This is a genomic window from Lysobacterales bacterium, from assembly GCA_016703225.1.
Taxonomy (GTDB): Bacteria; Pseudomonadota; Gammaproteobacteria; order Xanthomonadales; family Ahniellaceae; genus JADKHK01.
Genome location: JADJCM010000002.1, coordinates 599,462 through 623,929, shown reverse-complemented (window position 1 = coordinate 623,929; position 24,468 = coordinate 599,462). Strand labels below are relative to the sequence as shown.

22 protein-coding genes, 1 tRNA gene and 2 pseudogenes are annotated in these 24,468 nt (G+C 66.3%); 12 read left to right on the top strand and 13 right to left on the bottom strand.

The features are described 5' to 3' along the window. Positions 1 to 38 precede the first annotated feature (38 nt). The 7 genes from IPG63_11495 (at position 39) to ptsP (ending at position 6,289) form a co-directional block, all read left to right on the top strand. Entirely contained in the window at positions 39 to 1,457 is a 1,419-nt protein-coding gene (locus IPG63_11495; GenBank protein ID MBK6727868.1) for an RNA polymerase factor sigma-54, read from the top strand. 127 nt (positions 1,458 to 1,584) lie between these two features. Then, positions 1,585 to 1,908, top strand: coding sequence for a ribosome-associated translation inhibitor RaiA (gene raiA, locus IPG63_11490; GenBank protein ID MBK6727867.1), 324 nt, complete (start codon positions 1,585 to 1,587; stop codon positions 1,906 to 1,908). A gap of 135 nt (positions 1,909 to 2,043) precedes the next feature. Next, positions 2,044 to 2,997 carry an HPr(Ser) kinase/phosphatase gene (gene hprK / locus IPG63_11485; GenBank protein ID MBK6727866.1) on the top strand — a complete coding sequence of 318 codons (954 nt, stop codon included), beginning with the start codon at positions 2,044 to 2,046 and terminating at the stop codon, positions 2,995 to 2,997. Continuing rightward, a complete protein-coding gene (gene rapZ, locus IPG63_11480; protein MBK6727865.1) occupies positions 2,991 to 3,902 on the top strand; it encodes an RNase adapter RapZ in 912 nt (303 codons plus the stop codon). The genes hprK and rapZ overlap by 7 nt, the downstream gene beginning before the upstream one ends. Continuing rightward, positions 3,899 to 4,291 (top strand): PTS fructose IIA subunit family protein, encoded by a 393-nt coding sequence (locus tag IPG63_11475; protein MBK6727864.1) that lies wholly within the window; start codon positions 3,899 to 3,901, stop codon positions 4,289 to 4,291. The genes rapZ and IPG63_11475 overlap by 4 nt, the downstream gene beginning before the upstream one ends. After that, positions 4,284 to 4,553, top strand: coding sequence for an HPr family phosphocarrier protein (locus IPG63_11470; GenBank protein ID MBK6727863.1), 270 nt, complete (start codon positions 4,284 to 4,286; stop codon positions 4,551 to 4,553). Before IPG63_11475 ends, IPG63_11470 begins: the two co-directional genes overlap by 8 nt. 5 nt (positions 4,554 to 4,558) lie before the next feature. Continuing rightward, complete coding sequence (gene ptsP, locus IPG63_11465; GenBank protein ID MBK6727862.1) at positions 4,559 to 6,289, top strand: phosphoenolpyruvate--protein phosphotransferase; 1,731 nt, start codon at positions 4,559 to 4,561, stop codon at positions 6,287 to 6,289. A gap of 9 nt (positions 6,290 to 6,298) precedes the next feature. Here ptsP and IPG63_11460 read toward each other — a convergent pair whose 3' ends face one another. From IPG63_11460 to IPG63_11440, 5 genes are read right to left on the bottom strand one after another with little or no spacing between them, the layout of a single operon-like run. Next, entirely contained in the window at positions 6,299 to 7,243 is a 945-nt protein-coding gene (locus IPG63_11460) for a DUF1684 domain-containing protein (GenBank protein ID MBK6727861.1), read from the bottom strand. A 41-nt stretch (positions 7,244 to 7,284) separates the two neighbouring features. Further along, complete coding sequence (mutL, locus tag IPG63_11455; protein ID MBK6727860.1) at positions 7,285 to 9,066, bottom strand: DNA mismatch repair endonuclease MutL; 1,782 nt, start codon at positions 9,064 to 9,066, stop codon at positions 7,285 to 7,287. A gap of 43 nt (positions 9,067 to 9,109) precedes the next feature. Then, positions 9,110 to 10,423 (bottom strand): N-acetylmuramoyl-L-alanine amidase, encoded by a 1,314-nt coding sequence (locus IPG63_11450; GenBank protein MBK6727859.1) that lies wholly within the window; start codon positions 10,421 to 10,423, stop codon positions 9,110 to 9,112. Positions 10,424 to 10,468: 45 nt separating this feature from the next. Beyond that, entirely contained in the window at positions 10,469 to 11,005 is a 537-nt protein-coding gene (gene tsaE, locus IPG63_11445; protein MBK6727858.1) for a tRNA (adenosine(37)-N6)-threonylcarbamoyltransferase complex ATPase subunit type 1 TsaE, read from the bottom strand. Continuing rightward, positions 11,002 to 12,480, bottom strand: a complete 1,479-nt coding sequence (locus IPG63_11440) for an NAD(P)H-hydrate dehydratase (GenBank protein ID MBK6727857.1) — start codon at positions 12,478 to 12,480, stop codon at positions 11,002 to 11,004. Before IPG63_11440 ends, tsaE begins: the two co-directional genes overlap by 4 nt. Positions 12,481 to 12,518: 38 nt before the next feature. Here IPG63_11440 and queG point away from each other — a divergent pair. Further along, positions 12,519 to 13,585 (top strand): annotated as a pseudogene (gene queG, locus IPG63_11435) (tRNA epoxyqueuosine(34) reductase QueG). Here queG and pgi read toward each other — a convergent pair. From pgi to pcnB, 5 genes and pseudogenes are all read right to left on the bottom strand, one after another. Further along, a pseudogene (gene pgi, locus IPG63_11430) lies at positions 13,577 to 15,132 on the bottom strand (glucose-6-phosphate isomerase). The pseudogenes queG and pgi sit on opposite strands and share 9 nt — an antisense overlap. Before the next feature lie 287 nt (positions 15,133 to 15,419). Next, on the bottom strand, positions 15,420 to 16,274 hold the full coding sequence (locus IPG63_11425; GenBank protein MBK6727856.1) for a pantoate--beta-alanine ligase: 855 nt from the start codon (positions 16,272 to 16,274) through the stop codon (positions 15,420 to 15,422). Next, complete coding sequence (panB, locus tag IPG63_11420; protein ID MBK6727855.1) at positions 16,264 to 17,091, bottom strand: 3-methyl-2-oxobutanoate hydroxymethyltransferase; 828 nt, start codon at positions 17,089 to 17,091, stop codon at positions 16,264 to 16,266. Before panB ends, IPG63_11425 begins: the two co-directional genes overlap by 11 nt. A gap of 49 nt (positions 17,092 to 17,140) precedes the next feature. Next, a complete protein-coding gene (gene folK, locus IPG63_11415; protein MBK6727854.1) occupies positions 17,141 to 17,638 on the bottom strand; it encodes a 2-amino-4-hydroxy-6-hydroxymethyldihydropteridine diphosphokinase in 498 nt (165 codons plus the stop codon). Continuing rightward, positions 17,635 to 18,987, bottom strand: coding sequence for a polynucleotide adenylyltransferase PcnB (gene pcnB / locus IPG63_11410; protein MBK6727853.1), 1,353 nt, complete (start codon positions 18,985 to 18,987; stop codon positions 17,635 to 17,637). The genes folK and pcnB overlap by 4 nt, the downstream gene beginning before the upstream one ends. Positions 18,988 to 19,134: 147 nt before the next feature. On the opposite strand from pcnB, the gene IPG63_11405 reads away from it, so the two are divergent. After that, positions 19,135 to 19,210: transfer RNA gene (locus IPG63_11405), tRNA-Glu, on the top strand. A gap of 14 nt (positions 19,211 to 19,224) precedes the next feature. Beyond that, complete coding sequence (locus IPG63_11400) at positions 19,225 to 19,548, top strand: ferredoxin family protein (protein ID MBK6727852.1); 324 nt, start codon at positions 19,225 to 19,227, stop codon at positions 19,546 to 19,548. A 30-nt stretch (positions 19,549 to 19,578) separates the two neighbouring features. On the opposite strand, the gene IPG63_11395 is transcribed toward IPG63_11400, so the two are convergent. Further along, positions 19,579 to 20,157 carry a hypothetical protein gene (locus IPG63_11395; GenBank protein ID MBK6727851.1) on the bottom strand — a complete coding sequence of 193 codons (579 nt, stop codon included), beginning with the start codon at positions 20,155 to 20,157 and terminating at the stop codon, positions 19,579 to 19,581. Positions 20,158 to 20,169: 12 nt separating this feature from the next. Further along, entirely contained in the window at positions 20,170 to 21,075 is a 906-nt protein-coding gene (locus IPG63_11390) for a 4-hydroxy-tetrahydrodipicolinate synthase (GenBank protein MBK6727850.1), read from the bottom strand. Between the two features lie 94 nt (positions 21,076 to 21,169). On the opposite strand from IPG63_11390, the gene IPG63_11385 reads away from it, so the two are divergent. Beyond that, positions 21,170 to 21,718: a glycine cleavage system protein R gene (locus IPG63_11385; protein MBK6727849.1), complete on the top strand. Its 549-nt coding sequence runs from the start codon at positions 21,170 to 21,172 to the stop codon at positions 21,716 to 21,718. A gap of 109 nt (positions 21,719 to 21,827) precedes the next feature. Beyond that, positions 21,828 to 23,225 carry a PhoH family protein gene (locus IPG63_11380; protein ID MBK6727848.1) on the top strand — a complete coding sequence of 466 codons (1,398 nt, stop codon included), beginning with the start codon at positions 21,828 to 21,830 and terminating at the stop codon, positions 23,223 to 23,225. Positions 23,226 to 23,286: 61 nt separating this feature from the next. On the opposite strand, the gene IPG63_11375 is transcribed toward IPG63_11380, so the two are convergent. Beyond that, positions 23,287 to 24,393 carry a hypothetical protein gene (locus IPG63_11375; GenBank protein ID MBK6727847.1) on the bottom strand — a complete coding sequence of 369 codons (1,107 nt, stop codon included), beginning with the start codon at positions 24,391 to 24,393 and terminating at the stop codon, positions 23,287 to 23,289. Positions 24,394 to 24,468 lie beyond the last annotated feature (75 nt).

Sequence of the window (24,468 nt, the reverse complement as noted above, 5' to 3'; positions counted from 1 at the left end):
TCTTGCTTCCAGGCCGACCGGAGGGCCGCCCCCGCGTGGTGAAAGCCGCTCTCCAACTCGGGTTGGGCCAAAGCCTGAAGCTGACGCCGCAGCTGACCCAGGCGATCCGGCTGCTGACGATGTCGACGCTGGAGCTGGAGCTCGAAGTCACCACCTTGCTCGAGTCCAATCCGTTGCTGGAGCGGGAGGAAGACCTGCCCCAGGACGACGCCGGAGATCGCACCGATACCCCGGCCGACGAACGCGAAGCCGAACCCAAGGACGACGTCGACGACCAGCTCGACCTGGAGGGGTTCGAGGAGATGGCCGACTGGAGCGAACCCGGCTCCGGCGGCTTCGACGGTATGGATGGCGATCGCGAACTGGCGACAGGCGCCCCTGACCTACGCGGCGAACTCGCCTGGCAGATGGCGATGCGGCCGCTGACCGAGCGCGATCGCGCCATCTCCGCGGCGTTGATCGATGCCATCGGCGACGACGGCTATCTGCACGAGGACAACGACGGCATCGTCGCGGCACTGCCGGCTTCATGGCGGGTCGAAAGCGCCGAGATCGAGATCGTGCTGCGCCTGATCCAGCAGTGCGATCCACCCGGTGTCGGCGCCCGCAACCTGCGCGAGTGCCTGCAACTGCAGCTGCAGCAGCAGCCACCCTGCGCCACGCGCGACCTGGCCCTGCGCATCGTCAGCGAGCACCTGGAAACGCTGCCGCGCACCGAACCGCAGCAACTTGCGCGGCGGCTTGGCGTCGAGATCAGCGCAGTGGAGTCGGCACTGCGTCTGGTCCGCAGCCTCAACCCGCGCCCCGGCGAACGCCCGGAGGACAGCGACGGCGACGCCGTGGTTCCGGACCTGATCGCACGCAAGCTCAACGGTCGCTGGCGCGTGCAGCTGAACCCGGCGACGGCGCCGGCGATCGGCATCAACCGCCAGTACGAGCGCATGGCCGCCGAATCGAGGGGCGACACCGGCAGCTATCTGCGCGGCCGCCTGCAGGAAGCGCGTTGGCTGATGAAGAGCCTGGCGCAGCGCGGCGAGACCCTGACCAAGGTAGGCAACTGCATCGTGCGCGAGCAGGGCGCGTTCCTCGACTATGGCCCGGAGGCGTTGCGACCGCTGACCCTGCGCGTCATCGCCGACGAGGTCGGCCTGCACGAATCCACCATCTCGCGGGCAACCACGCGCAAGTACATGGCCACACCGCGCGGCGTGTTCGAGCTCAAGCGCTTCTTTTCCAGCGGTGTCGCCACCAATGAAGGCGGCGAAGCCTCGGCCACCGCCATCCAGGCCATAATCCGCAAGCTCATCGATGCCGAAAACAAGGCGAAACCCTGGAGCGATCAGGCCTTGATGGAGTCACTCAAACTGTCGGGTATTCAGGTTGCGCGGCGCACGGTCGCCAAGTACCGTGAGGCCATGAACATCCCATCATCCAGCGACCGGCTGCGAAAGGTGTGAACCCGTCCATGACCCACCCTTCCGATCGCGATTGCCGGCCCCATACCCATCTTGCCGCCCGAGCGGGGAACCCGCGGAGACGGAACATCCGGGCGCGCAGCGCGCCCATCATCGTTGGAGGTAGACCATGCAAATCGAGATCTCTGGTCAAGGCGTGGAGGTCACGCCGGCCCTGCGCGATTACGCGACCGAAAAGCTGCAACGGGTCGAACGCCATTTCGATCACGTCACCCGAATCCATGTAGTTCTCGGCCTCGAAAAGCTGACCCACAAGGTCGAGGCCACCATCAACTCGACCCAGAAGCAGATCCACGCCGACGCCGAAGCCAACGACATGTACGCGGCCATCGACCTGCTCAGCGACAAGCTCGACAGCCAGATCCGCAAGCACAAGGAAAAGCTGACCGACCATCACCGCGCCGAAGCACAGACCCGCAAGACCGGCACCTGAGCCCGACCGCGCCGGCCGCAACGCGCGGCCGGCGCGCCCCTGCCGCAACCCCTCCGCGAGTGTCCCGATGCGCACCAGCCACCCGCTCCCGCATGCACGCATCGCGCCCGGCAACGCAGCGCTCGGAGCCGCCGCATGATCCGCACCATCACCGCGCGCGAACTGTTCGACCAAGTCACCGAGCGCATGAAGCTGCGCTGGGTCGCCGGGCAGCGCGGCGAGCACCGCATCGTCGAACCGGGTGAGAACCTGCAGCGGCGTCCGTCGCTGGTCGGTTACCTCAACATCATCTACCCGAACAAGCTGCAGATCGTAGGCATCGACGAACTCAAGTACCTGGACGCGCTCGACTCGCGCCAGCGTTGGGACACGGTGCAGAAGATCATGAACTACAAGCCAACCGCGATCGTCGTCACCCGCGACCAAGCGGTGCCGGCCGACCTGCGCGAAGCGGCCGAGGAGACCCAGACGCCGATTTGGGTCAGCGCCCGCCGCGGCCATGAAGTGCTCACCTACATGCAGTACCACCTGTCGCGCGCCCTGGCGCGCAACACCTCGCTGCATGGCGTGTTCATGGAGGTGTATTCGATCGGCGTGCTGATCACCGGCGACGCCGGCTCGGGCAAGAGCGAGCTGGCACTGGAGCTGGTCACGCGCGGCCATCGTCTAATCGCCGACGACGCCCCCGAGTTCACCCTGATTGCGCCCGACGTGATCGACGGCACCTGCCCGGAGATGCTGCAGGACCTGCTCGAAGTGCGTGGCCTTGGCATCCTCAACGTGCGCCAAATGTTCGGCGACACCTCGATCAAGCGCAACAAGTACCTGCGCCTGGTGGTGCACCTCGGCAAGCTCGAAGACGTGCACCAGAACGACGGCATGGCGCGCCTGCAGGGCGTGACCACGACGCGCAACGTGCTCGATGTCGAAGTGCCGCAGATCACGCTGCCGGTCGCGGCCGGACGCAACCTCGCGGTACTGGTCGAAGCGGCGACGCGCACCTTCCTGCTCAAGAGCAAGGGCATCGATCCGGCGCAGACCTTTATCGACCGTCAAGCCCACCAGATGCGCAGGGCCTCGCCATGGTAGACGCGCCACTGCACTTCACGCCGCCGCCACCGCCGCGCACCCCGGGCGAGCCAAGCGAGCGCCTGATCCTGGTCAGCGGCCTGTCCGGCGCCGGCAAGACGGTCGCGCTGCGCACGCTCGAGGACCTCGACTACTACTGCGTCGACAACCTGCCGACCGCGCTGCTACCGGCCTTCGTCGAAGCGGTACGCGCCCAGGGCCATCATCCGCGGCTGGCCGTGGGCGTCGACGTGCGCAACCGCCAGGACGACCTGCAGAAACTGCCGACGATGCTGGCGCGCATCGCGCACCAGGGACTGGCCTACCAGCTGATCTTCCTCGACACCCGCGACGAGGTACTGCTGAAGCGTTTTTCGGACACGCGGCGACGCCACCCGCTGACGCACGACGGACTCGCCCTCAACGATGCCATCGTGCTCGAGCGCAAGCTGCTGCGACCACTGGTCGCGATCGCCGACAAGGTGATCGACTCCTCCGAGTTGAACGTGCATCAGCTGCGCCGCGTCATCGCCACCGAGTTCGGCACCCAGGGCGCGTCGCTGTCGCTACTGTTCGAGTCGTTCGCCTACAAGCGCGGCGTGCCCTCGGACGCCGACTTCGTGTTCGACGCGCGCTGCCTGCCGAATCCGCACTGGGAAGCGACCCTGCGCCCGCTGTCCGGCCGCGACCCGGCGATCCGCGACTACTTCGCCAAGTTCCCGGAAGTGGCGCACTACATCGAACAGATCCGCGCCCTGCTCGCGACCTGGCTGCCGCGCTTCGAAGCCGACCAGCGCAGCTACATCACCGTCGGCATCGGCTGCACCGGCGGCCGCCACCGCTCGGTCTACATCGTCGAACGCCTGGCCGAAGCCTTCCGCGAGTCACGCGAACACGTCATGACCTTTCACCGGGAGCTGGAATGAGCGTCGGAGTACTGCTGTTGACGCACAGTGGCGTCGGTCCGGGGCTGCTCGGTGCTGCGCGCGGTGTGATGGGGCCGTTGCCGTTGCGTACCGCGGCGATCGAGGCCGGTTTTGGCGAGGGCCACGAACAGGTGCTGATGCGCGCATCGGCAGCGGTGCGTGAACTGGAACAGGGTGCCGGGGTGCTGGTGCTGACCGACCTCTACGGCGCCACGCCGAGCAATGTCGCGGCCAAGCTCGCCAACCTCGGCTGCCGCATGCGCCGGGTGGCGGGAGTCAACTTGCCGATGCTGCTGCGAATCATGAACTATGCCGAACAGCCGCTCGATGAACTGGTCAACACCGCGACTGCCGGCGCGCGCAACGGAGTGATCGTCGACCATGCTTGAACAGGATCTCGTCATCAGCAACAAGCTCGGCCTGCACGCGCGTGCCTCGGCCAAGCTGGTGCAGCTCGTCTCCGGATTCCGCTCCACGGTGATGATCAGCTGCCGCGGTCGCGAGATCAATGCCAAGAGCATCATGGGCCTGATGCTGCTCGCCGCAGGCATCGGCACGCCGCTGCGACTGCGCGCCGAGGGCGAGGATGAGGTCGCGGCCATGGCGGCGGTGGTCGATCTGTTCCAGCGCAAGTTCGACGAGGGCGAATGACGACGCTGCGCACCGAACTCGAAGGCAGCATCGCCGCCAAGGGCCTCGCGCTCGGCAGTGCGCGTGTAGTCTATTCGGCCAAGATCGACGTTGAAACCGAGCCGCTGCCGAGTGCCGGCATCCCGAACGAGGTGAAACGATTCGAGGGAGCGCTGAAGACCGCACGCGCGGAACTGGCGAGCCTCAGCGAGCGCGTCTCCGGTGCGCTTGCGCGCGACCTGTCGGAGATCATCGACGCGCACGCGATGATCCTCGACGATCCCGAGTTCACCGACGCCGTGGTTGCGCTGATCCGCAGGGACCAACTGCGCGCGACCGCGGCCTTGAAGCGCCAGCGCGACCTGCTCGCCGAGGCCTTCGACGCCATCGACGATCCCTACCTGCGCGCGCGGCGCGACGACCTCGATCACGTCGTCTCGCGCGTCTATGCGGCACTCGCGCGCGGTGGCGCCGAGCCCGAGCGCAAGCCGTCGGCCGAAGGCCAGATCCTGGTCTGCGACACCGTGGCGCCGGCCGAGCTCGCGCAACTCGCCGAGACCGGTTTGCGCGGGCTGGTGTGTACTGCCAGCAGCCCGTATTCGCACACCGCCATTGTTGCGCGCGGGTTGCGCCTGCCCTTCGCCTGTGGCGTCAAGCATGCGCTCTCGGTGGTGCACGAGGGCGACGTCATCTTGCTCGACGCCGACCACGGCCGCATCGTGGTGCGCCCGGACAACATCGACCAGGCGCGCTTCCGCACCCTGCAGAAGGAAGCCGAACGCCTGCGCCGGCAGCGAGCGCGCATCAAGGTCACCGACGCCCACACCCGCGATGGCGTGTCGATCAAGCTGCACGTGAATGCCGAGAACCCGGACGTGATCGCCGCCGCGCGCCGCGCCGGTGCCGACGGCGTCGGCCTTTTCCGCACCGAGTTCCTGTTCATGAAACGGCGCGAACTGCCGAGCGAGGACGAACAGTTCCGTGCCTACCGCGATGCGATCGTGGCCATGGCCGGACGCCCGGTGACCCTGCGCACGCTTGATCTCGGCGCCGACAAGGCCATCGGTGGTCCGCTCGAGATGGCGCTGGAGGAAAACCCGGCGCTCGGCCTGCGCGGCATCCGCCACTCGCTGGCGCATCGCGACATCTTCATCGCACAACTACGCGCCATGCTGCGCGCCTCGGCCTATGGCCCGATGCGCATCCTGCTGCCGATGGTGTCCTCTGTCGAAGAGGTGCGCGAAGCGCGCGCACTGATCGAACTGTGCAGCGACGAGGTGCGGCGTGCGCGCCATCCGGTCGCTGACGAAGTTCCGCTCGGTGCCATGATCGAAGTCCCCGCCGCCGCGCTGGTCAGCGCCGACATCGCGCGCCATGCCGACTTCCTCGCGATCGGCAGTAATGACCTGGCGCAGTACGTGCTGGCCGCGGACCGCAACAACGCCGCCGTCGCCAGCAACTACGACCCGCTGCATCCGGCGTTCCTGCGCCTGCTGTTCCTGGTGCTGGACAATGCCCGCCAGGCCAAGCGCCCGATCAGCGTCTGCGGCGAGATCGCCGGCGACCCCTACTACACGCCGCTGCTGCTGGCGCTCGGGCTCAGCGAATTCTCGATGCACCCAAGCGCACTCGCCGACGTGCGCGAAGTGCTCGCGACGCTCTCGCGCAAGTCGCTCAAGGCGCGCGCGCCACGCCTGCTGCACGCACCCGACCGCGCCGCGCTCGCCGAGATCGTCAGCTCGATGACGACAGCGTGAGCGTTCGCTTCAATGCTCGCCCTGGTATTTCTTCTCGCCAGCGGTCACGCGCAGGTCGAGACGGTTTTCCGGCGGCGGTAGTGGGCAGGTCGAAAACGGATTGAACGCGCAGGGCGGGTTGTAGGCCTTGTTGAAGTCGATGACCAGCTTGCCGTCCGCCTTTGGCCACGGCGCGTAGACGAAACGACCGGGCCCATAGGTTTCCTTGCCCGAGGTGCGATCGGCGAAGATGATGAACAAGTCCTCCGAGCCTTCCTCGATCACCGGGTAGATGCGGTACTCGCGGCCGTCGCGCGTGAAACTGCCATAGCCCGGGTTCGGCATCTCCTCGATGGTGCCGATCACCGTCTGGATGCCGAACGACTGCGGCTCCTTGTGCGGCGTCCAGTCGGCCTCGATACGCCAGCTTGCATCGACCGGGTAATGCGCGATGCCGGCGAAATTCCGACGCCGCTCGGACTCGCTGTCGCGCACGCGCAGCGCGTACTTGTCGCCCCGCTTGAGCACCAGAAAGCTCACGCTGCCGGCGCTGACCAACGAAGGCGAACCGCTGGCATCGGCAGCGAGCACGTGCCAGATGCGTCCGCCCTCGCTGCGTTCGGCGCTGCTGTTGCTGACCATGACCTGCGGACCGCCGCTGGCCGCGGCGAACACGATCTCGTCGCCCTGCAAGCGCAGCGTGCCCCAGTGCGCCGGACCGGCGGCAAGCACGATGGCATTGTCTGCTGCGCTGCCGAGCGTCTGCTCGCCCGCCGTCAGCCAGTGCAGGCCAATCAGGCTGAGCCAGCCATCCGGCTTGCGCAACCGCTCCAAGCGTCCACTGCGCCAGGCGTCGACATCGGCCGCATGATCGAACACCGGTGCCGCGGCCTCAGACGGAGGTGTCGCCGACAGGCGCGCTTCGTTCTGCGCGCAGGCAGCCAGCAAGGTGGCGGCCAAGGCGGACAAGATCATCGGCAATCGATTGCGCATGGGATTTCCTCGAAGTCATGGGTTCAACGTCCGCGCTGGAACACGCGGTCCAGATCCTGCATCGTCCACTGCACCCAAGTCGGGCGGCCGTGGTTGCACTGGCCGGAACGTTCGGTTTCTTCCATCTGGCGCAGCAGCGCGTTCATTTCCGGCAACGTCAGGCGCCGGTTGGCACGCACCGATGCATGGCAGGCGAGCGTGGACAGCAACTCGTTCGCCGCCTCCTGCAGTCGGCGCGAACTCTCATGCTGGACAAACTCGGCCAGCACATCGCGCACCAGTAGCGCCACATCGACACCGTCGAGCAGTACCGGAATGCGCCGGATCACGACTGCGGTCTCGCCGCTGCGCGCCAATTCGATTCCGAGTTCCAGGAATGCGTCGTGGTGCTCTTCCGCGGCATCGGCCTCGCGTCGCGACACCGCAACCGCGGTCGGCAGCAGCAGCGGTTGCGATACCACGCCACCCGCGATCCGCTGAGCCTTCAGCCGCTCGTAGGTGATGCGTTCATGCGCGGCGTGCATGTCGACCACGACCAGGCCCTGCGCGTTCTGCGCGAGCACGTAGATGCCATGCAACTGGGCGATCGCGAAGCCGAGCGGCGGAATGTCCGCAGCGTCCGACACCGGCAGACCGGCAGGCGTGTCCCCAGTCGCCGCAAGCGGCGCTGCGGCTGCATTGCGTCCATAGACCTGGCCATACGCTGCCAACGGCTCGGCCACGCCGAGACCGAGCCCGGCCTGGCGCGGCACAAAGAACGCGGCCGGCGCCGTGGCGCGCATCTCGGGCGCCACGATCGTCGCAGCCTGGCCGGCGCGCGTATGCGCCAGCGCCTCGTGCAGGCTGCGATAGAGGAAATCGTGCACCAGTCGCTGCTCGCGAAAGCGCACTTCAGTCTTGGCCGGATGCGCATTGACATCGACCCACTGCGGATCGAGATCGAGGAACAGCACAAATGCGGCGTGGCGGCCATGGAACAGCACATCGGCATAGGCCTGGCGCACCGCATGCGCGATCACGCGGTCACGCACCAGACGCCGGTTGACGAAGAAGTACTGACGATCGTTCTGCGCCCGCGCCGCGGTCGGCAGCCCGACATGGCCGTGCAGGCGCAAGCCGACGGCGCTGTGGTCGATACGCAGGCTGTGCGCGAGGAACTCCTCGCCGAGCATGGCGTCGACGCGCGCCTCCGGCGACTCGCCGCTGACCTCGTCACGCAGCAGCGCACGGCCGTTGTGCAGGAGCGCGAACGCCACCTCGGGCCGCGCCAGCGCGATCGCGCGCAGCCAATCCTCGACGTGACCGAGTTCGGTGCGCTCGGCACGCAGGAACTTGCGCCGCGCCGGAACATTGAAGAACAGTTCGCGCATTTCGGCGAGCGTGCCGACCGGGTGCTGCGCCGGCTTGATGTGTCCGAACTGACCGTTGTCGACTTCGAGTTCCGAGGCATGCGAGGCCTGCGCCGTGCGCGACACCAGGCGGAAGCGCGAGACCGAGGCGATGCTCGGCAAGGCCTCACCGCGAAAGCCCATGCTGCGCACCGACTCGAGATCTTCCAGCGAAGCGATCTTGCTGGTCGCGTGCCGCGTCAACGCCAGCGGCAAATCCTCGACATCGATGCCGACGCCGTTGTCGCGCACCCGCACCAGCTTGACGCCGCCCGCCTCCAGCTCGACCTCGATGCGGCTGGCGCCGGCATCGAGCGCGTTCTCGACCAGTTCCTTGACCACCGAAGCCGGGCGCTCGATTACCTCACCGGCGGCGATCTGGTTGATCAGCTGTTCGGGAAGTTGCTGGATGCGCATCGCGGACTCGGTCGGAGCCGCGCATTCTAGCGGTGCGCGCGGTTCAGATCGCCACGGGGATCTTCAGCACCACGCCGGCGTCGACGCTGTCGTCGGCCAGTTCGTTTTCACGCTTCAACGAGGCCACCGAAACGCGATGGCGTTGCGCGATCAGCGACAGCGACTCGCCACGCGCAACCACGTGGTGGCGGGCGCGCTGCGGATTGGCGGCAAACCAGGTGCCGGGCGGCGGCGTCGTCGCGAAGTAGTCGCGGATGCCTTCGACCAGGGCGTCGGCCAGCTTGTCGCGATGGGCTGGGTCATTCAGCCGCTTCTCTTCGGACGGATTGCTGATGAACGCGGTCTCGACCAGCAGCGACGGCACATCCGGTGAACGCAGCACGACGAAATTGGCGCGCTGCACCTCGCGCTTGTGCAGATTGCCGATGCGCGACAGCCCGCGCAGCACGTTGTTGGCGACGACCTCGCTGGCCTGCATCGTCGCGCCCTGCGACAGGTCCAGCAGCACCGCCGCGAGCGTCGCATCCTTGTCGTCGATGGACACGCCGCCGACCAGATCGGAGGTGTTCTCGCGATCGGCGAGCATGCGCGCCGCCTCGCTCGACGCACCGCGGTTGGAAAGCACGAATACCGACGAACCGCGCGCCTGCGACTTGACGAAGGCATCGGCATGGATCGACACGAACAGATCGGCCTTCTGCTCGCGAGCGATCTCGTAGCGACGGTTCAGCGGGATGAAAAAATCGCGATCGCGCGTCAGCACCGCCTGCATGCCGGGCTCGGCGTCGATGCGTGCGGCCAGCGCCTGGGCAACAGCCAGGGTGATGTCCTTCTCGCGCGAGCCATTCGCGCCGGACGCGCCGGGGTCGTCGCCGCCGTGGCCGGCATCGATCGACACCACCACCTCGCGCTCGCCGCCCGCGACGCCAAGCGAATCCTCATGCTTGACCACGCGCGGCGCGTTGGCACGATCGAACAGATCGATGACCAAACGGTGCCCAAACTTGTCCGCGGGCGGCAGCAGAAAACTCTTGGGCTGCACGCCGCGATCCAGATCGAGCACGATGCGCAAGCTGTCGGCACCTTGACGGCCAGTGCGCACGCGCTGAACCACGCCTTCGAGCGCACTGCCGTCGAGCGACTTCGAGACGCGGCTGCGCGCGATGTCGAGCACCAGTCGATCCGGGTTGTCCAGCGTGAAAAGCTTGTAGTGGACCGGCCCGCTGACATCGAAGACGACGCGAGTGTGGTCATCTGCATCCCAGAACCGCACCGAGCGGACGTCACCGGCCAACACCGCTTCCGCACCGAGTGCGAGCAGGAAAAGACCAGTGAGGCGGGCAAGACAGGCAAGCATGGCCCGGATTTAACTCCAGACAGACCGCGAATTCAAGCAGAAACTTCAATCAAATCCGTTCACTAACGGTGCTTTCTGAACAAGCCTGCAGGTCTCGGCCACAACCGCTTGATCGTCTTGACCGATCGCCAGCCGTTCGCAGAACGCTTCCCCTGCCAGCGTGGCTGCCGACAAGGTCAGCGTGCGCGCCTCGGTGGCCTCTCGATGCAGCGTCGCAACGACATCCAGCGCCGGGGTCTGATCGCCGCCGCGGTCGGGCCACTCAATCAGCAAGATCGCGTCGGAGCCGGCCAAGTCGGCGAGCCCGAGCTCCGCCAGTTCGTCCGGGCGACGAATGCGATACAGATCCAGGTGATGCAGTTGCAAACCCGGCAATTCATAGGACTCGACCAACGCATAGGTCGGGCTCTTGACGCGCATGCCCGGGGCCAGGGTCTGGATCAGCGCGCGCGCCAGCGCGGTCTTGCCGGCGCCGAGATCGCCGACCAATCCGATCGCCAGCGGCGCCTGCAAGGCATGCGCCATGCGCGCGGCGAAGGCTTGGGTTGCGGCGAGATCAGGCAGGGTTGCGCTGAAGTTCATGGGTTCACGAGCATCCGCAGCTCGGCAATCAGGTCCGTGGCGAGCAGGCCACGCTCGCCGTTGCCTGCGGCGCGATCACCAGCCAAGGCATGCACGGTGACGCCAACCCGCGCCGCGTCAACCAGACCCAGTCCTTGCGCGATCAACGCAGCGATGATGCCGGTCAACGCATCGCCCATGCCACCCGAGGCCATGCCCGGATTGCCGAACGGACAAACCGCGACGGCACCATCGCGATCGGCGATCAGAGTACCCGCGCCCTTGAGCACAACGATGGCCCGAAAGCGGCGGGCAAGTTCGCGCACCGCTGCGTAACGATCCTGTGCAATGGCTCCCACCTCGACTCCAAGCAAGCGCGCGGCTTCGCCGGGATGCGGCGTCAGCACGCAGTCGGTCGGCAGCTGGATGCGCGCGGCCGCCAACAGGTTCAGCGCATCGGCATCCAGCACCATCGGCAGAGCGCTTGCGCAGGCTTCCGCCGCCATCTGCAGACCCCAATCCGACTGCCCCAAGCCGGGGCCGAGCGCGATCACATCGGCGCGATCGATCAGGCCGCGCAGTTCGGCACTCGACGCCACCGCGCGCACCATCGCCTCGGGAATCGACGCAAGCATCGGCGCGACATGCTCCGCACGCGTCGCCACCGACACCAGGCCGGCACCGCTGTGCGCCGCTGCACGCGCGGCGAGCAGGGCCGCGCCACCGTGACCGTGGTCGCCACCGATGACCAGCACGTGTCCGCAGCCACCCTTGTGCAGATCACGGGCGCGCGGCGCGAGTGCCGTGCGCAGCCGGGGCAACCCGAGCAGTTCGGCATCGGCATCGGTGCCCGCGAATGCCCCCGCCGGAACCTCCAGCGTAGCCAGTTGCCGCTCGCCGCACACTCGCGCCGCGACGCCGGTCCACAGGCCGCGCTTCCACGCGACGAAGGCGAGCGTTGCAGCCGCATGCACGCACGCGCCTGGGGCGTGGCCACGATCCGCATCCAGCCCCGATGGCACATCGAGCGCGAATACCGGCGCCGATTGCGTGTTGATCGCAGCGATGGCCGCGGCCGCCATACCCTCCGGGGCGCGATCAAGGCCGATGCCAAACAGCGCATCCACCACCAGATCCGCTTCCGGCAAGGAGCCGCCGGTGTACGCCAGTACCTCGCCGCCGGAAGCGTGCCATGCGTTCACGGCGCGCTGCGCGGGCTCGCACGCGGGCGCTGCTCCGACCTGCACCAGCGCGACCTGCAGCCCAAGCGAACGCGCGAGTTCGGCGACGACGTAACCATCGCCGCCGTTGTTGCCACTGCCGCAGACGATGACGATGCGCGTCGCCTCGGGCCAACGCGCACGCAGCGCGCGAAATGCCACCTGGCCGGCCCGGCGCATCAGCGTCCACAGGTCGATGGCAGAGTCCTGCACCGCGCGCGCTTCGATCGCGCGCACGGCGGCAACGGAGTAAAGCGCGGTCAGCAGCGGGTTCATCGGCGGATTGTACGCGGCCGCCTGCCTATACTGCCGCCATGCGCCCGCCCCCGCCCGATCCGCACTCGCTCGCCGCCACCATCAAGGAACAGGCAGCCGCGCTCGGTTTCAGCGCCTGCGGTATCACCGGCACCACGCTCGGCACGGACGAGGCCCATCTGCTGCGTTGGCTCGACGACGGCTTTCATGGCGAGATGGACTACATGCAACGCCATGGCACGCGCCGCTCGCGACCCGACGAACTGGTACCCGGCACGCTGTCGGTGATTTCGGTGCGCATGGATTACTTGAGCAGCGACGCCGCCGACATGCAGGCGACGCTCGACGACAAGACGCTCGCCTACGTGTCGCGTTACGCGCTCGGCCGCGACTACCACAAGCTGATGCGCAATCGTCTGCAACAGCTGGCGGACCGCGTCGCCGCCCTCGTCGGACCGTTCGGCTACCGCGCCTTCGTCGACAGCGCACCGGTGCTCGAACGCGCGCTCGCGCGCAATGCCGGGCTCGGCTGGATCGGCAAGAACGCCGTGCTGATCGACCGCCGTCGCGGCTCCTGGTGTTTCGTCGGCGAACTCTATTCCGACCTGCCGCTGCCGCACGACGCGCCCGAGACCGGCTTCTACTGCGGCACCTGCACGCGCTGCATGGATACCTGTCCGACTGGTGCGATCGTGGCGCCGAACCGCATCGATGCTCGGCGCTGCATCTCCTACCTGACGATCGAACTGCACGGCCCGATTCCCGAGGAACTGCGCGCGGCGATCGGCAACCGCATCTTCGGCTGCGACGACTGCCAACTGGTGTGCCCGTGGAACAAGTTCGCACAACCGTCGCGCGAACGCGACTTCGCGCCGCGCCACGGGCTCGATCGCATCGCCCTGGTCGATGCCTTTGCCTGGAACGAGGAGCAATTCCTCGCCCGCAGCGAGGGTTCGCCGCTGCGCCGTATCGGCCACGAACGCTGGCTGCGCAACCTCGCCGTCGCGCTCGGCAATGCGCCCTCGACCCCGGCGGTCATCGCCGCACTGCAATCGCGACGCGACGATCCTCGGAACTGGTGCGCGAGCACGTGCGCTGGGCCCTGGCCCGGCACGGCTCAGCGTGAACGAATCTCGCGGATCAGTGCCTGCGTTCCCGGATCAGCGTCATCGCCGCAGCCTCGGACGACAGGGCGGGCAGGAACTCGCGGGCGATGCGCTTGCCCAGTTCCACACCCCACTGGTCGAAGGGATTGATGCCGACCAGACAGGCCTCGACGAAGACGCTGTGTTCATACATCGCGATCAGGGCACCGAGCGCTTCCGGCGTGAGCGCGTCGAGCAAGATCACCGTGCTCGGCCGATTGCCTCCGTGGTGCTTGTGTGCGGCCAGCGGATCGTCGCTGTCGCGGGTGTCGTGTCCGTAGGCGAGCGCCGCACTCTGCGCAAGCAGGTTGGCAAGCAGCACGCGATGATGCTCCTGGTGTGCGTGCGCGGGCTGGATCACGCCGATGAACTCGACCGGCACCACCTGCGTACCCTGATGCAGGGCCTGGAAAAACGCGTGCTGCGCATCGGTGCCGACACCACCCCAGACCACCGGCGCCGTCGGCTGCCCGACCGGCTCGCCGCCGCGGCGCACCGACTTGCCGTTGCTCTCCATTTCCAATTGCTGCAGGTAGGCCGGCAACAGTGCCAAGCGCACGTCGTAAGGCACCACGCAGCGCGAACGATGGTCCAACGCAACCCGATTCCAGTGCTCGATCATGCCGCGCAACACCGGAAGGTTGCGTGCGAACGGCGCATCGAAGAAATGCCGATCCATCTGCCGGGCGCCGTCGAGCAAGTGCTGGAACGCATCCATGCCATGGGCCAGTGCAAAGGAAAAACCGACCGCGGACCACAGCGAATAGCGCCCCCCAACCCACTCCCAGATCGGCAGGCAGCGCTCTGCACTGACCCCGAACTTCTGCGCCGCCGGCACATTCGCCGTCACCGCGAAAACCCGCGCGCGCATCGCCTCGGCGCCGAGCGCGCGGCTCAGCCAGTCAATGAACAGATTTCCATTCAGCAGGGTCTCTTCGGTGCCGAAGCTCTTCGACACCAGAACGACCGCGGTATGCGCAGGGTCCAGACGGCCGATCAGGTCTGCCGCACGATGCGCATCAATGCTGGACACGAAATGCAGGCGCGGACCGGAGCCAGAGGTTCCGATGGCATCGGCGAGCAAGCGCGGTCCGAGGTCGGAACCGCCGATGCCGATGTTCACGACATCGCGCACGCCGCAGCCGTCGTCGAAGCCGTCGGCGCGTAATCGCGCCACCCAGTCCTGCACCAGGCCGGCCGCACGCGCTGCCTCCGACTGCGCATGTGCCACGACAGCGGCATGCAGCGAATCCCCGACATCTGCGCGCAGCGAATGATGCAGCGCCGCGCGTCCCTCGGTGCTGTTCAGCGCTTCTCCCGCGGCGAACTCCGAGCGCATCCGCTGCAGTTCGGCCCGGTCGGCCAACCGCAGCAACCGATCCAGCGCTTCCGAATCAATCAGCTGCCGCGAGAAATCCGCATGCAGCGGCCCCACACGCAAGCGCAGGCGGGCGCCGCGCTCGGCATCATGCGCCAGCAATGCCAGCGTCGACCGCCGCAATCGGGCGGCATCTTCCTCGAAACGCATGGGCACCGAATCCCTGGTTGGAGTCATCCGCGCGAGTATACCGAGCGCCTGCGCCGCCTCCGAACGCTGCCTGGCAGTCGCAGGACCGACCCGAATGGCAGGCAAAAACCCCTCTGAAAACCAGAGAGGGTCTAATCGGAGTGACGATTACCTAACAATGCGCCCTGCTGCCGAGAGGGATTGCTCATTTCAAGCGATCAGACCTTTCGGCGCGAGCAATGTACCAAGAGTGATGCGGAAACGCAACAACTCTGTGGCTTCGTCACAACACAAAATGCAATGTTCTTCTAGATCAGAAGGTTGTCGATCAAGCGCGCGCGTCCAAGCCGTGCAGCTACCAGCGCAACCAGGGGCTCCTGCCGGCCCACCTCCGGCTCGGCAAGATCCTCGGCTCGCCGGATCGCCGCATAATCGACCCGAAACCCGGCTTCGCTCAGCCGGTCTAGCGCCGCCATTTCAACCGCCAACCGGTCACGCCCCTGCCCAACCGCGTCGAGCATCGCCAGGAGCGTCCGGTGGATCTCGACTGCGCGCACGCGCTCGTCCGGCGACAGGTATTGATTGCGCGAACTCATCGCCAGACCATCGGCTTCGCGCACGGTGTCGATCCCGACAATCTCGATCGGCAGCCGGAGGTCGCGCGTCATTCGCTCGATCACGCGCAGTTGCTGAAAGTCCTTGCGTCCGAAAAACGCGAGGTCGGGCTGCACCAGATGGAACAGCTTGCTGACTACAGTCGCTACTCCATCGAAATGTCCGGGCCGGAACGCGCCACACAGACCATCGCCAAGCAACGGCACGTGCACGCGCACCGAAGCTTCGGTACCAAACGGATACAGTTCGGAGACGGTGGGCTCGAACAACAGGTCGCAGCCAGCATCCGCCAAGCCGCGCGCATCCGCCTCGATCGTGCGCGGATACGCGGCGTAGTCCTCGTTCGGCCCAAACTGGGTGGGGTTGACGAAGACACTGGCGATCACGCGATCACAACGCGCTCGTGCTGCTGCGATAAGCGCGAGGTGTCCCGCGTGCAAGTTGCCCATGGTCGGCACCAAGCCGATGCGCGCACCGGCCAGGCGCCACTTCGCCACGCATGCACGCAAGCCGGTCGCATCGCTAGCCCGCTGCAGATCACTCTGCATATTCGTGCTCCGCGGCCGGGAAGCCGCCGGCGCGCACATCAGCGACGTATTGCCGGAAGGCATCGAGTACGCTGTCACGACCACTGAGGAAATTCCTGACGAAGCGCGGACGACGCCCGGAACTGATCCCGATCACGTCGTAGCAGACCAGGATCTGGCCGTCGCACTGCGGCCCGGCGCCGATGCCGATTACCGGAATCTCCAGATCGGCGCGCAGCGCGGCCGCGACCGGGCTCGGCACGCACTCCAGCACCAGTAATTCCGCTCCCGCGTCCTGCACCGAGCGCGCTGCGTCGCGCAGCGCCTGCGCCGCCGCGTCGCCACGGCCCTGCACCTTGTAGCCACCCAGTCGCAACACCGATTGCGGCGTCAGCCCGAGGTGCGCGCACACCGGCACCTCGCGCTCCACCAGATAACGAATGCTCTCGATCACCTGCCCGGCGCCTTCGAGTTTCACCATCGCGCACTCGCCCTCGGCGATCAGCCGCGCGGCGTGCGTGAACGCAGTGCGCGGGTCCGGATAACTGGCGTAGGGCATGTCGGCGATGCGCAATGCCCGCTTCGATCCACGCGCAACGGCTCGACCGTGGTAGACGATGTCATCGACACTGACCGAGAGCGTGCTGCGCTTGCCATGCACGACCATGCCCAGAGAATCGCCGACCAGGATCACATCGATATCGGCGTCGTCCGCGAGCTTGGCGAAGCTCGCGTCGTAAGCGGTCAATGCGCAAATCCTGCGGCCTTCCTGCTTGAACTGCCGCAGCATCGGCACCGTGATCGGCGGGCTGCGTGTTTCGGTCGAACCAGCGTACATGGCAGCTCCTTGCGGGGACCGCGATTATCGGCAGAGCCGACGCGCAGACTCAAGCGTGGAGTCGATGAATATCCGCGGGCAGCAGCCGCGATGCCAGCACCCGCACCTCGTCGCCGCCGAACGGGCGGAAGTCGGGTGCGATGTCGCTCCAGGGCAGCATCACGAAGGCGCGCTCCAGCGCGCGCGGGTGCGGCAACTGCAACTCGGGCGTGGCGAGAACCCGTGCATCGAAGGCCACCAGGTCGAGGTCGATTCGACGCGGACCATTGCGCTCGCCGCGCACGCGCCCCAGCAGCACTTCGAGCTGGAGCAGGCTGCGCATCAACGCGAGCGGACAAAGTGCGGTCCGCAGCTCGACCAGCGCATTGACAAAATGCGGTTGATCGAGCCTCCCCACCGGTGCCGAGCGATACAGCGATGACTGCGCGACGACGCGGCCCAAGGGGCCTTCGTCCAATCTCGCCATGGCCTCGCGCAGGCGCGCGGCCGGATCGTCAAGATTGGCACCTAGCGCGACGAAAGCGCGTGCAACGTCGTTGCTGCTCACTCCGTAGCCGCTGCCGCCGCGCCCGGCTTGCGCCGGCGGCGACGCTTCTTGCGTGCCGGCGCGTCGGTTGCTGCTCCGCGCTCGGGCGCGGGCGGCAGCCCGGCCAGCACCGCGTCCGGACCATCGCGCTGCGCCTGCTCCCAACGCGCCGCCAAATCGGCCAACTCGGCATGCGCGCTGGCGCGCAGCAACAGAAAATCGAAGGCCGCGCGGAATCGCGGGTGCGCGAGCAGGCGCTGCACACGCTTGCGCTGGTTGTTCAGGAAACGCGGCTGCAGGTCCCAGATTTCCTGCATCGGCAACGAGAACCGCTTCGGCAGCGCGATGCGCAGTGCCTGCTCGGCGACGATCTGCGCAGAGGCATCGATTTCGGCATCGCCGTGTCCGCGCTCGGCCAGAGCCGCCGCACGGTACTCGACTGCGGGCCACAGCAGCGCCGCGAACAGAAACGCCGGCGTCACCGGCTTGCCGAGCGCGATGCGCGCATCGGTACTGGCCAAGGCAGCTTCGATCAGAGCGCGCCCGCGCGGGTCCTTGTGGATTGCCAGCGATGACTCCGGAAACAGCACCGCGAACAACCCGTAGCGCTCCATCTCGCGGAAACCGGACAGCGCATGCCCGGCCAGGAACAGTTTCAGCATCTCGTCGAACAGCCGTGCCGGCGGCGCATCGACCAGCAGCGGCCCATATTCGCGGATGCCGACGGCAACATCGTCGGCAACGACGAATCCGAGCTTGGCCGCGAAGCGCACCGCCCGCAGCGTCCGCACCGGGTCTTCGCGGAAGCGTCGTTCGACATCGCCGATCAATCGCAACACGCGCCGCTGCACATCCTCGAAGCCACCGACATAGTCGCGCACCGAGAAATCATCGATCGCGTAGTACAACGCGTTCACGGTGAAATCGCGGCGCACCGCGTCTTCCTCGATGCTGCCGTACACGTTGTCGCGGGTCAGTCGGCCGTCGACCATTTCGCGGTCGCCAGACCCGTCGTCGCTGATGCCGCGAAACGTCGATACTTCGATGATCTCGTCGCCGTAGTGCACGTGCGCCAACCGGAAGCGCCGGCCGATCAGCCGACAGTTGCGAAACAACGCCTTCACCTGCTCGGGTGTGGCGTTGGTTGCGACGTCGAAGTCCTTGGGCCGGTTGCCGAGCAGCAGGTCGCGTACCGCGCCGCCTACCAGACCGGCATCGAAGCCGGCATCGCGCAGGCGGTACAGCACGCGCAGCGCATTCGGGCTGATGTACTGGCGCGAGATGCAATGGTCGGCGCGCGCGACGACGCGCAGTTGCGCAGCGACGCGCTTGCGCACGTCCGCGGGATCGGAGGTTTCGAGAAAATCCATGGTGTCCTGATGACTGCCGGCGGCAGCCGCTGAGATTGTGTGCGGGCCGAGGGGGCCGCGAGCCGCCGCGCATTATGGCCCAAGAAGCCTTGAGATCGGTGTGGTCGCCGCTATACTACGGCGCTCCGCAAAGTGGCCTCAAGCCGCGCTCCCATCGTCTAGCGGTCCAGGACGTCGCCCTCTCACGGCGAAAACAGGGGTTCGATTCCCCTTGGGAGTACCAACCGGGTCCAGTCCATGCCTTTTGTCGTCACCGAGAACTGCATCAAGTGCAAGTACACCGACTGCGTGGAAGTCTGCCCGGTCGATTGCTTTCATGAAGGCCCGAACTTCCTGGTGATCGACCCGGACGAGTGCATCGACTGCACCCTGTGCGAGCCCGAGTGCCCGGCCAAAGCCATCTTTCCCGAAGATGATGTGCCCGCCGGCCAGGAGCACTTCACGCCGCTCAATGCCGAGCTGTCGCGGGTGTGGCCAGTACTCACCCAGCGTCGCGAACCGCTGCCGGAGGCCGCCACGTTCGACGGCCAGCAGGGCAAGTTGAAAGATCTGATCCGCTGAAGTCCGCCGGCACTCCCGCGCCGGCAGCACTCATTCCCACTGGATGCGATCGCGCAGCGCCGACAGCACGCGCTGGGCGTATTCGTCGTCGATGCGCAGACCATCGTCCTCTTCCTCGATGATCACGCGCGCGCCGACCGGGTCGTCGACCACATGCGCAACGCGCAGGATCGTATTCACCCGCGTACCGTCCTTCCACCACCAGCGTTTGCGCTCTTCGGTGACGTCAAAGCCGAGCGTGATGCGGTGTTCCGTTGCATCCACCTCCCCCAGTTTCGCGATCTTGGCCTGGGTCAGGGCCTCGACCACCTTGGCGAACGCGGCGTCCGGCGGCATACGCATCTTCAGCCGACTCTGCGGATCGTCCGCATCCAGCGGCAAGCCCGCGAGTGGCGCTTCGGACACAGAGCCGGCCTCGCCCGCAGCATCTGGCACCATCATCGACTGGCGCCGATCCGGCGCATCGAGCGCATTCGGCACCTGCAACGTCTTGCCATTCTCGGCATCGAGATAGGCCTCGTGTAAGCCGCCCCGGCCGAACAGCCCGCAGCCAGAGAAAAAAACCAGCGCCGGAATCAGCGGCAGCCAACGAACATTGGGACTCGACATCGAACGTACTCCTCAACTCACGAGGTTCGCATCGAGCGATGCGAGCGTCGCGAGACATTGATCAATCGTGGCATGGTGCTGCGCCGACAACGGCGTCAACGGCAAGCGGTGCAGCGGCTGCAGGTATCCGAGTCGATGCAGGGCCCACTTCGCCGGAATCGGATTCGACTCGAGAGCAAGCACCCGGTACAGATCGGATAGCTGCGCATCCAGCGCCGCGGCGGTCATCTGCGTGGCCGCATTGGCCGACAGGGCGCGTTCGCACAGGATCGCGAACAAGCGCGGCCCGACATTGGCCGCAACCGAGATCGTGCCGCGGGCTCCCGCGAGCATTGCACCCAGCGCGGTCGGGTCGTCGCCGCTAAGCACGGCGAAACCCGGCGACTGCAGCTTGAGCAGCGCGGCCATGCGTTCCGGCTCGGCCAATGCTTCCTTGACCCCGATGATGCGCGGGTGTGCGCACAGCGCGGCCACGGTTTCCGGTTGCAGATCGCAGCCGGTACGCCCGGGCACGTTGTACAGGATGATCGGCAGCGGCGACTCGACCGCAAGATGCAGGTAGTGAGCGAGCAGCCCATGCTGCGGCGGGCGCACGTAGTAGGGCGTAACCGCGAGCACCGCTTCAGCGCCAGCATCCGCGGCGATGCGCGTCAGCGCAAGCGTCCTGCGTGTGCTCGGCGAGCCCACACCGGCAATCAGCGGGATGCGCCCACCGATGCGGGCGACTGCATGACCGATCAGCGCCCGATACTCGTCGTCGTCGAGCAAGGCCGCTTCGCCGGTGGACCCGGCGAGGACAAGCCCATGCGTGCCGCTCGCGAGATGCCAGTCGAGCAATCGGTCGAGCGCAGGGAAATCGAGCTGCTCGCGCGCGTCGAAGGGCGTGACCAGCGCGCAAATGCTGCCGTGAAGTTGCATCGGAGGGATTCACCAGGAACGCTGCCATGTTACTTGCGGGTCCCGAGAGCGACAAGTATTCTGCAGCCATCCATTCAGCCCACACGAGCACTCCGTGGCGCGACCGACATCGAACGAAAACTATCTGGTCGTCATTGCGGTGGCCCCGCAGAAGAAATCGCCCCTGCTGCTCCTCACCCGTCGCGTCGGCGAGAGCGGCTGCCATCTCCTCGAATCCCGATTGTCGACCCTCGGCGACGACGTCGCCATCAACCTGCTGCTGGTTGGCTCATGGGACGCCGTCGCCAAGTTCGAGACCGCGGTGCCGCGCATCGAGCGCGAAGAGGGCATCCGATTGCTCCTGCAACGAACCGCCGCGAAGGACACGCAGAACGCCATGCTGCCCTACGTCGTCGAAGTCGTTGCCGCCGACAAGCCAGGCATCCTGCACCAGCTTGCCGAGTTCTTCATCGCCCATACCATCTCCATCGAGAGCCTGAGCTCAAGCCGCTACCGGGCGATGCAGACCGGCGCCGAGATGTTCTCGGCGCAGATCACCATCGGCATTCCGGCCAAGACCCACATCGCCTCCCTGCGCGACGATTTCCTCGAGTTCTGCGACGCGCAGAACCTCGACGCGATCATGGACCCGATGAAGTTCTGATGGCGGACCCGAGCCTCCGCCCATTCCCCGCCACCGCATCGCGGTGTGTCCGACAACCCGAGTGTTTCCCGCTGCATCTGCTCGCCATCGCCGAGGAGGTTTCATGATGATGTCCGAACGCAAGCGCATCTACGTGCTCGACACCAACGTGCTGATGCACGATCCCACCGCCCTGTTCCGCTTCGAGGAACACGATGTCTTCATCCCGATGACGGTGCTGGAAGAACTCGACAACGGCAAGAAGGGCACCTCGGAAGTCGCACGCAATGCCCGCCAGGTCAGTCGCTTCATCAACGAGCTGATCGAGGCGCATGGCGCCGAACGCATCGAACGCGGCCTGAAACTGGTGCGTCCCAAGGGCCTGAACCTGCGGCGCGAGTCGCAAATCGGCCGCCTGCTGTTCCAGACCAGCGCCGGCGATCCGGCGAAGTCGCGCATGAAGGTGATGCCCGACAACCAGATCCTGGCCGCGATCGTGGCGCTGCATCAACAGCACCCGCAAACCGACGTGGTGCTGGTGTCGAAGGACATCAACCTGCGGATCAAGGCGTCGATTTTCGGCGTGCCGGCGGAGGACTACGAGAATGACCGCGCGCTCGATGACTTCAGCCTGCTCTACACCGGGCACACGGAACTGCCGGCCGACTTCTGGAGCAAGCACGCCAAGGACCTGCGCTCGTGGTCGGAAAAAGGGCACACATTCTATGAATTGAAGATGCGCAAGAACGAGGACTGGTCGCCCCATCAATGTCTCTACCTAGCCGGCGAGGACGAACCCGAGTTCCGCGTGCTCAGCATTCGCGACAACATCGCGAAGCTGCAGATCCTCGACGACTTCACCGGCGGCAGCCACTCGGTCTGGGGCATCCATGCGCGCAACCGCGAGCAGAACTTCGCGCTCAACGCACTGATGGACCCGGACGTCGATTTCGTCACCCTGCTCGGCACCGCAGGGACCGGCAAGACGCTGTTGGCGCTCGCGGCAGGACTTGCGCAAGTCATGGACCAGCAGCGCTATCGAGAGATCATCATGACCCGCGTGACGGTATCGGTCGGCGAGGACATCGGCTTCCTGCCCGGCACCGAAGAAGAGAAGATGACGCCCTGGATGGGCGCGCTGACCGACAATCTCGAAGTGCTGGCCAACCCGGCCGAGGGTGGCTCCTGGGGCCGCGCCGCGACCAACGACCTGCTCGCCTCACGCATCAAGATCCGCTCGATGAACTTCATGCGCGGCCGCACCTTCCTGAGCCGCTACGTCATCGTCGACGAGGCGCAGAACCTGAGCCCGAAGCAGATGAAGACCCTGCTCACGCGCGCCGGCCCCGGAACCAAGATGGTCTGCCTGGGCAACGTCGAGCAGATCGACACGCCCTATCTGACCGAAACCACATCCGGCCTCACCTACGCGGTCGACCGCTTCAAGAACTGGCCGCACAGCGCGCACATCACCCTGCGCCGCGGCGAACGTTCACGCCTCGCGGATTTCGCTTCCGAGTCGCTGTGACGGCACCAAAAAAGAGGGGCTCCAATCGGAGCCCCAAGCAGTTCTTAGCCCTGTAAAGCCCTCAGAAATCGACGCGCCAGCGCGCTTCGACCTCAAACTGTTCGCCACCGGCATCGCCACGGCCGAGGGCCGAGGAATTGCCGAGGAAGTACTCGATGGGCGCGTGACTGGCGGCGACGCTCAGTTCACCAGCGCGCTCAAACCGGTGCGAGACGCCGAGCGCGAAGTTGCGGTCGGTGAACTCGTCGCTCAATGCGTTGTACAGCAGCGTCGAACTTGGCTCGGGCTGCTGCTGCGTCGAATAGCGGAAATCGATGCGCGAAGCGCGACCGATCGAATAGTCCATTCTCACGTCGTACACGGTCAGGTCGCGCCAAGCGAAGTCTGGCGAAGTGCCGTCACCGAGCAGCGACAAGAAGCGCTCCGGCAATGCATAACTGGAGAACGCATTGATCTCGCTGTACATCACCCGTTGAGTGCCAAGTGCAAGTCCCAGTCGCGGCGACAGCGCGATGCGTGCCGAGACCTCGGCCCGTGCCGGCAGATCGAAATCTCCCGGATCACTGAACACGCCGCGGTAGGACTGGAACGGCTGCATGTCGATCTTGGACTGCAACGCCGCCTGCACCGAAACCCGTTCGCCCAGCATCTGCGCCGCATTCAAGCGCACACCCGCCGCAGTGGCCGACTCCGCTCCGATCATCTGCATCGGCTCACCCGAATCGATCAGGTGCGAGCCCAGACCGAACGAGGCGAACTGTTGCTCGGCCACGACGACGCCCGCGCCAACGCGCACGCCGCCATCAAACTCGTGCGACAACTGCAATCCGACGAGGCGCTGCGCCAGACCCGGGGCGTTCTCGTCGAACATGCCCAAGGACGCGACATTGCTGGCGACGAGGTCATTTCCGCGCGACTGCGACAACTGCAATTCAACGGTCGCACCAGACACCGCTGCGTTGAACTCGGCCCGCACCGTCTCCGACAAGGCGCTCGCAACCACCATGCGCGAATCGGGCACGACCGCTTCGGATCCTTGCGCCCACGAGAAGTCAGGCGTCATCGCCGAGCGGGCGTATTCCTTCCAGCCATCGGCACGCGCAGCCATCGACCCGGCCAATAGGCCGCAGGCGATCAGGACAGGCAATGTCGACAGGCGAGGGTTCATTTGGTGACACGTTGTTGCGGATGCGCGACATCGTCGCAAAAAAACCACAGCAGGTCAACAGGAACTGAACAACTC

Excerpts from the sequence above, each read along its gene's own strand:
- raiA (MBK6727867.1), top strand. The coding sequence starts at position 1,585 with ATGCAAATCGAGATCTCTGGTCAAGGCGTGGAGGTCACGCCGGCCCTG.
- IPG63_11440 (MBK6727857.1), bottom strand. The coding sequence starts at position 12,480 with ATGAACCCGCTGCTGACCGCGCTTTACTCCGTTGCCGCCGTGCGCGCG.
- IPG63_11395 (MBK6727851.1), bottom strand. The coding sequence starts at position 20,157 with ATGTCGAGTCCCAATGTTCGTTGGCTGCCGCTGATTCCGGCGCTGGTT.
- IPG63_11450 (MBK6727859.1), bottom strand. The coding sequence starts at position 10,423 with ATGCTTGCCTGTCTTGCCCGCCTCACTGGTCTTTTCCTGCTCGCACTC.
- IPG63_11470 (MBK6727863.1), top strand. The coding sequence starts at position 4,284 with ATGCTTGAACAGGATCTCGTCATCAGCAACAAGCTCGGCCTGCACGCG.
- hprK (MBK6727866.1), top strand. The coding sequence starts at position 2,044 with ATGATCCGCACCATCACCGCGCGCGAACTGTTCGACCAAGTCACCGAG.
- IPG63_11425 (MBK6727856.1), bottom strand. The coding sequence starts at position 16,274 with ATGCAGAGTGATCTGCAGCGGGCTAGCGATGCGACCGGCTTGCGTGCA.
- IPG63_11475 (MBK6727864.1), top strand. The coding sequence starts at position 3,899 with ATGAGCGTCGGAGTACTGCTGTTGACGCACAGTGGCGTCGGTCCGGGG.
- pcnB (MBK6727853.1), bottom strand. The coding sequence starts at position 18,987 with ATGGATTTTCTCGAAACCTCCGATCCCGCGGACGTGCGCAAGCGCGTC.
- IPG63_11460 (MBK6727861.1), bottom strand. The coding sequence starts at position 7,243 with ATGATCTTGTCCGCCTTGGCCGCCACCTTGCTGGCTGCCTGCGCGCAG.
- IPG63_11400 (MBK6727852.1), top strand. The coding sequence starts at position 19,225 with ATGCCTTTTGTCGTCACCGAGAACTGCATCAAGTGCAAGTACACCGAC.
- tsaE (MBK6727858.1), bottom strand. The coding sequence starts at position 11,005 with ATGAACTTCAGCGCAACCCTGCCTGATCTCGCCGCAACCCAAGCCTTC.
- IPG63_11380 (MBK6727848.1), top strand. The coding sequence starts at position 21,828 with ATGTCCGAACGCAAGCGCATCTACGTGCTCGACACCAACGTGCTGATG.
- panB (MBK6727855.1), bottom strand. The coding sequence starts at position 17,091 with ATGTACGCTGGTTCGACCGAAACACGCAGCCCGCCGATCACGGTGCCG.
- IPG63_11390 (MBK6727850.1), bottom strand. The coding sequence starts at position 21,075 with ATGCAACTTCACGGCAGCATTTGCGCGCTGGTCACGCCCTTCGACGCG.
- IPG63_11375 (MBK6727847.1), bottom strand. The coding sequence starts at position 24,393 with ATGAACCCTCGCCTGTCGACATTGCCTGTCCTGATCGCCTGCGGCCTA.
- rapZ (MBK6727865.1), top strand. The coding sequence starts at position 2,991 with ATGGTAGACGCGCCACTGCACTTCACGCCGCCGCCACCGCCGCGCACC.
- mutL (MBK6727860.1), bottom strand. The coding sequence starts at position 9,066 with ATGCGCATCCAGCAACTTCCCGAACAGCTGATCAACCAGATCGCCGCC.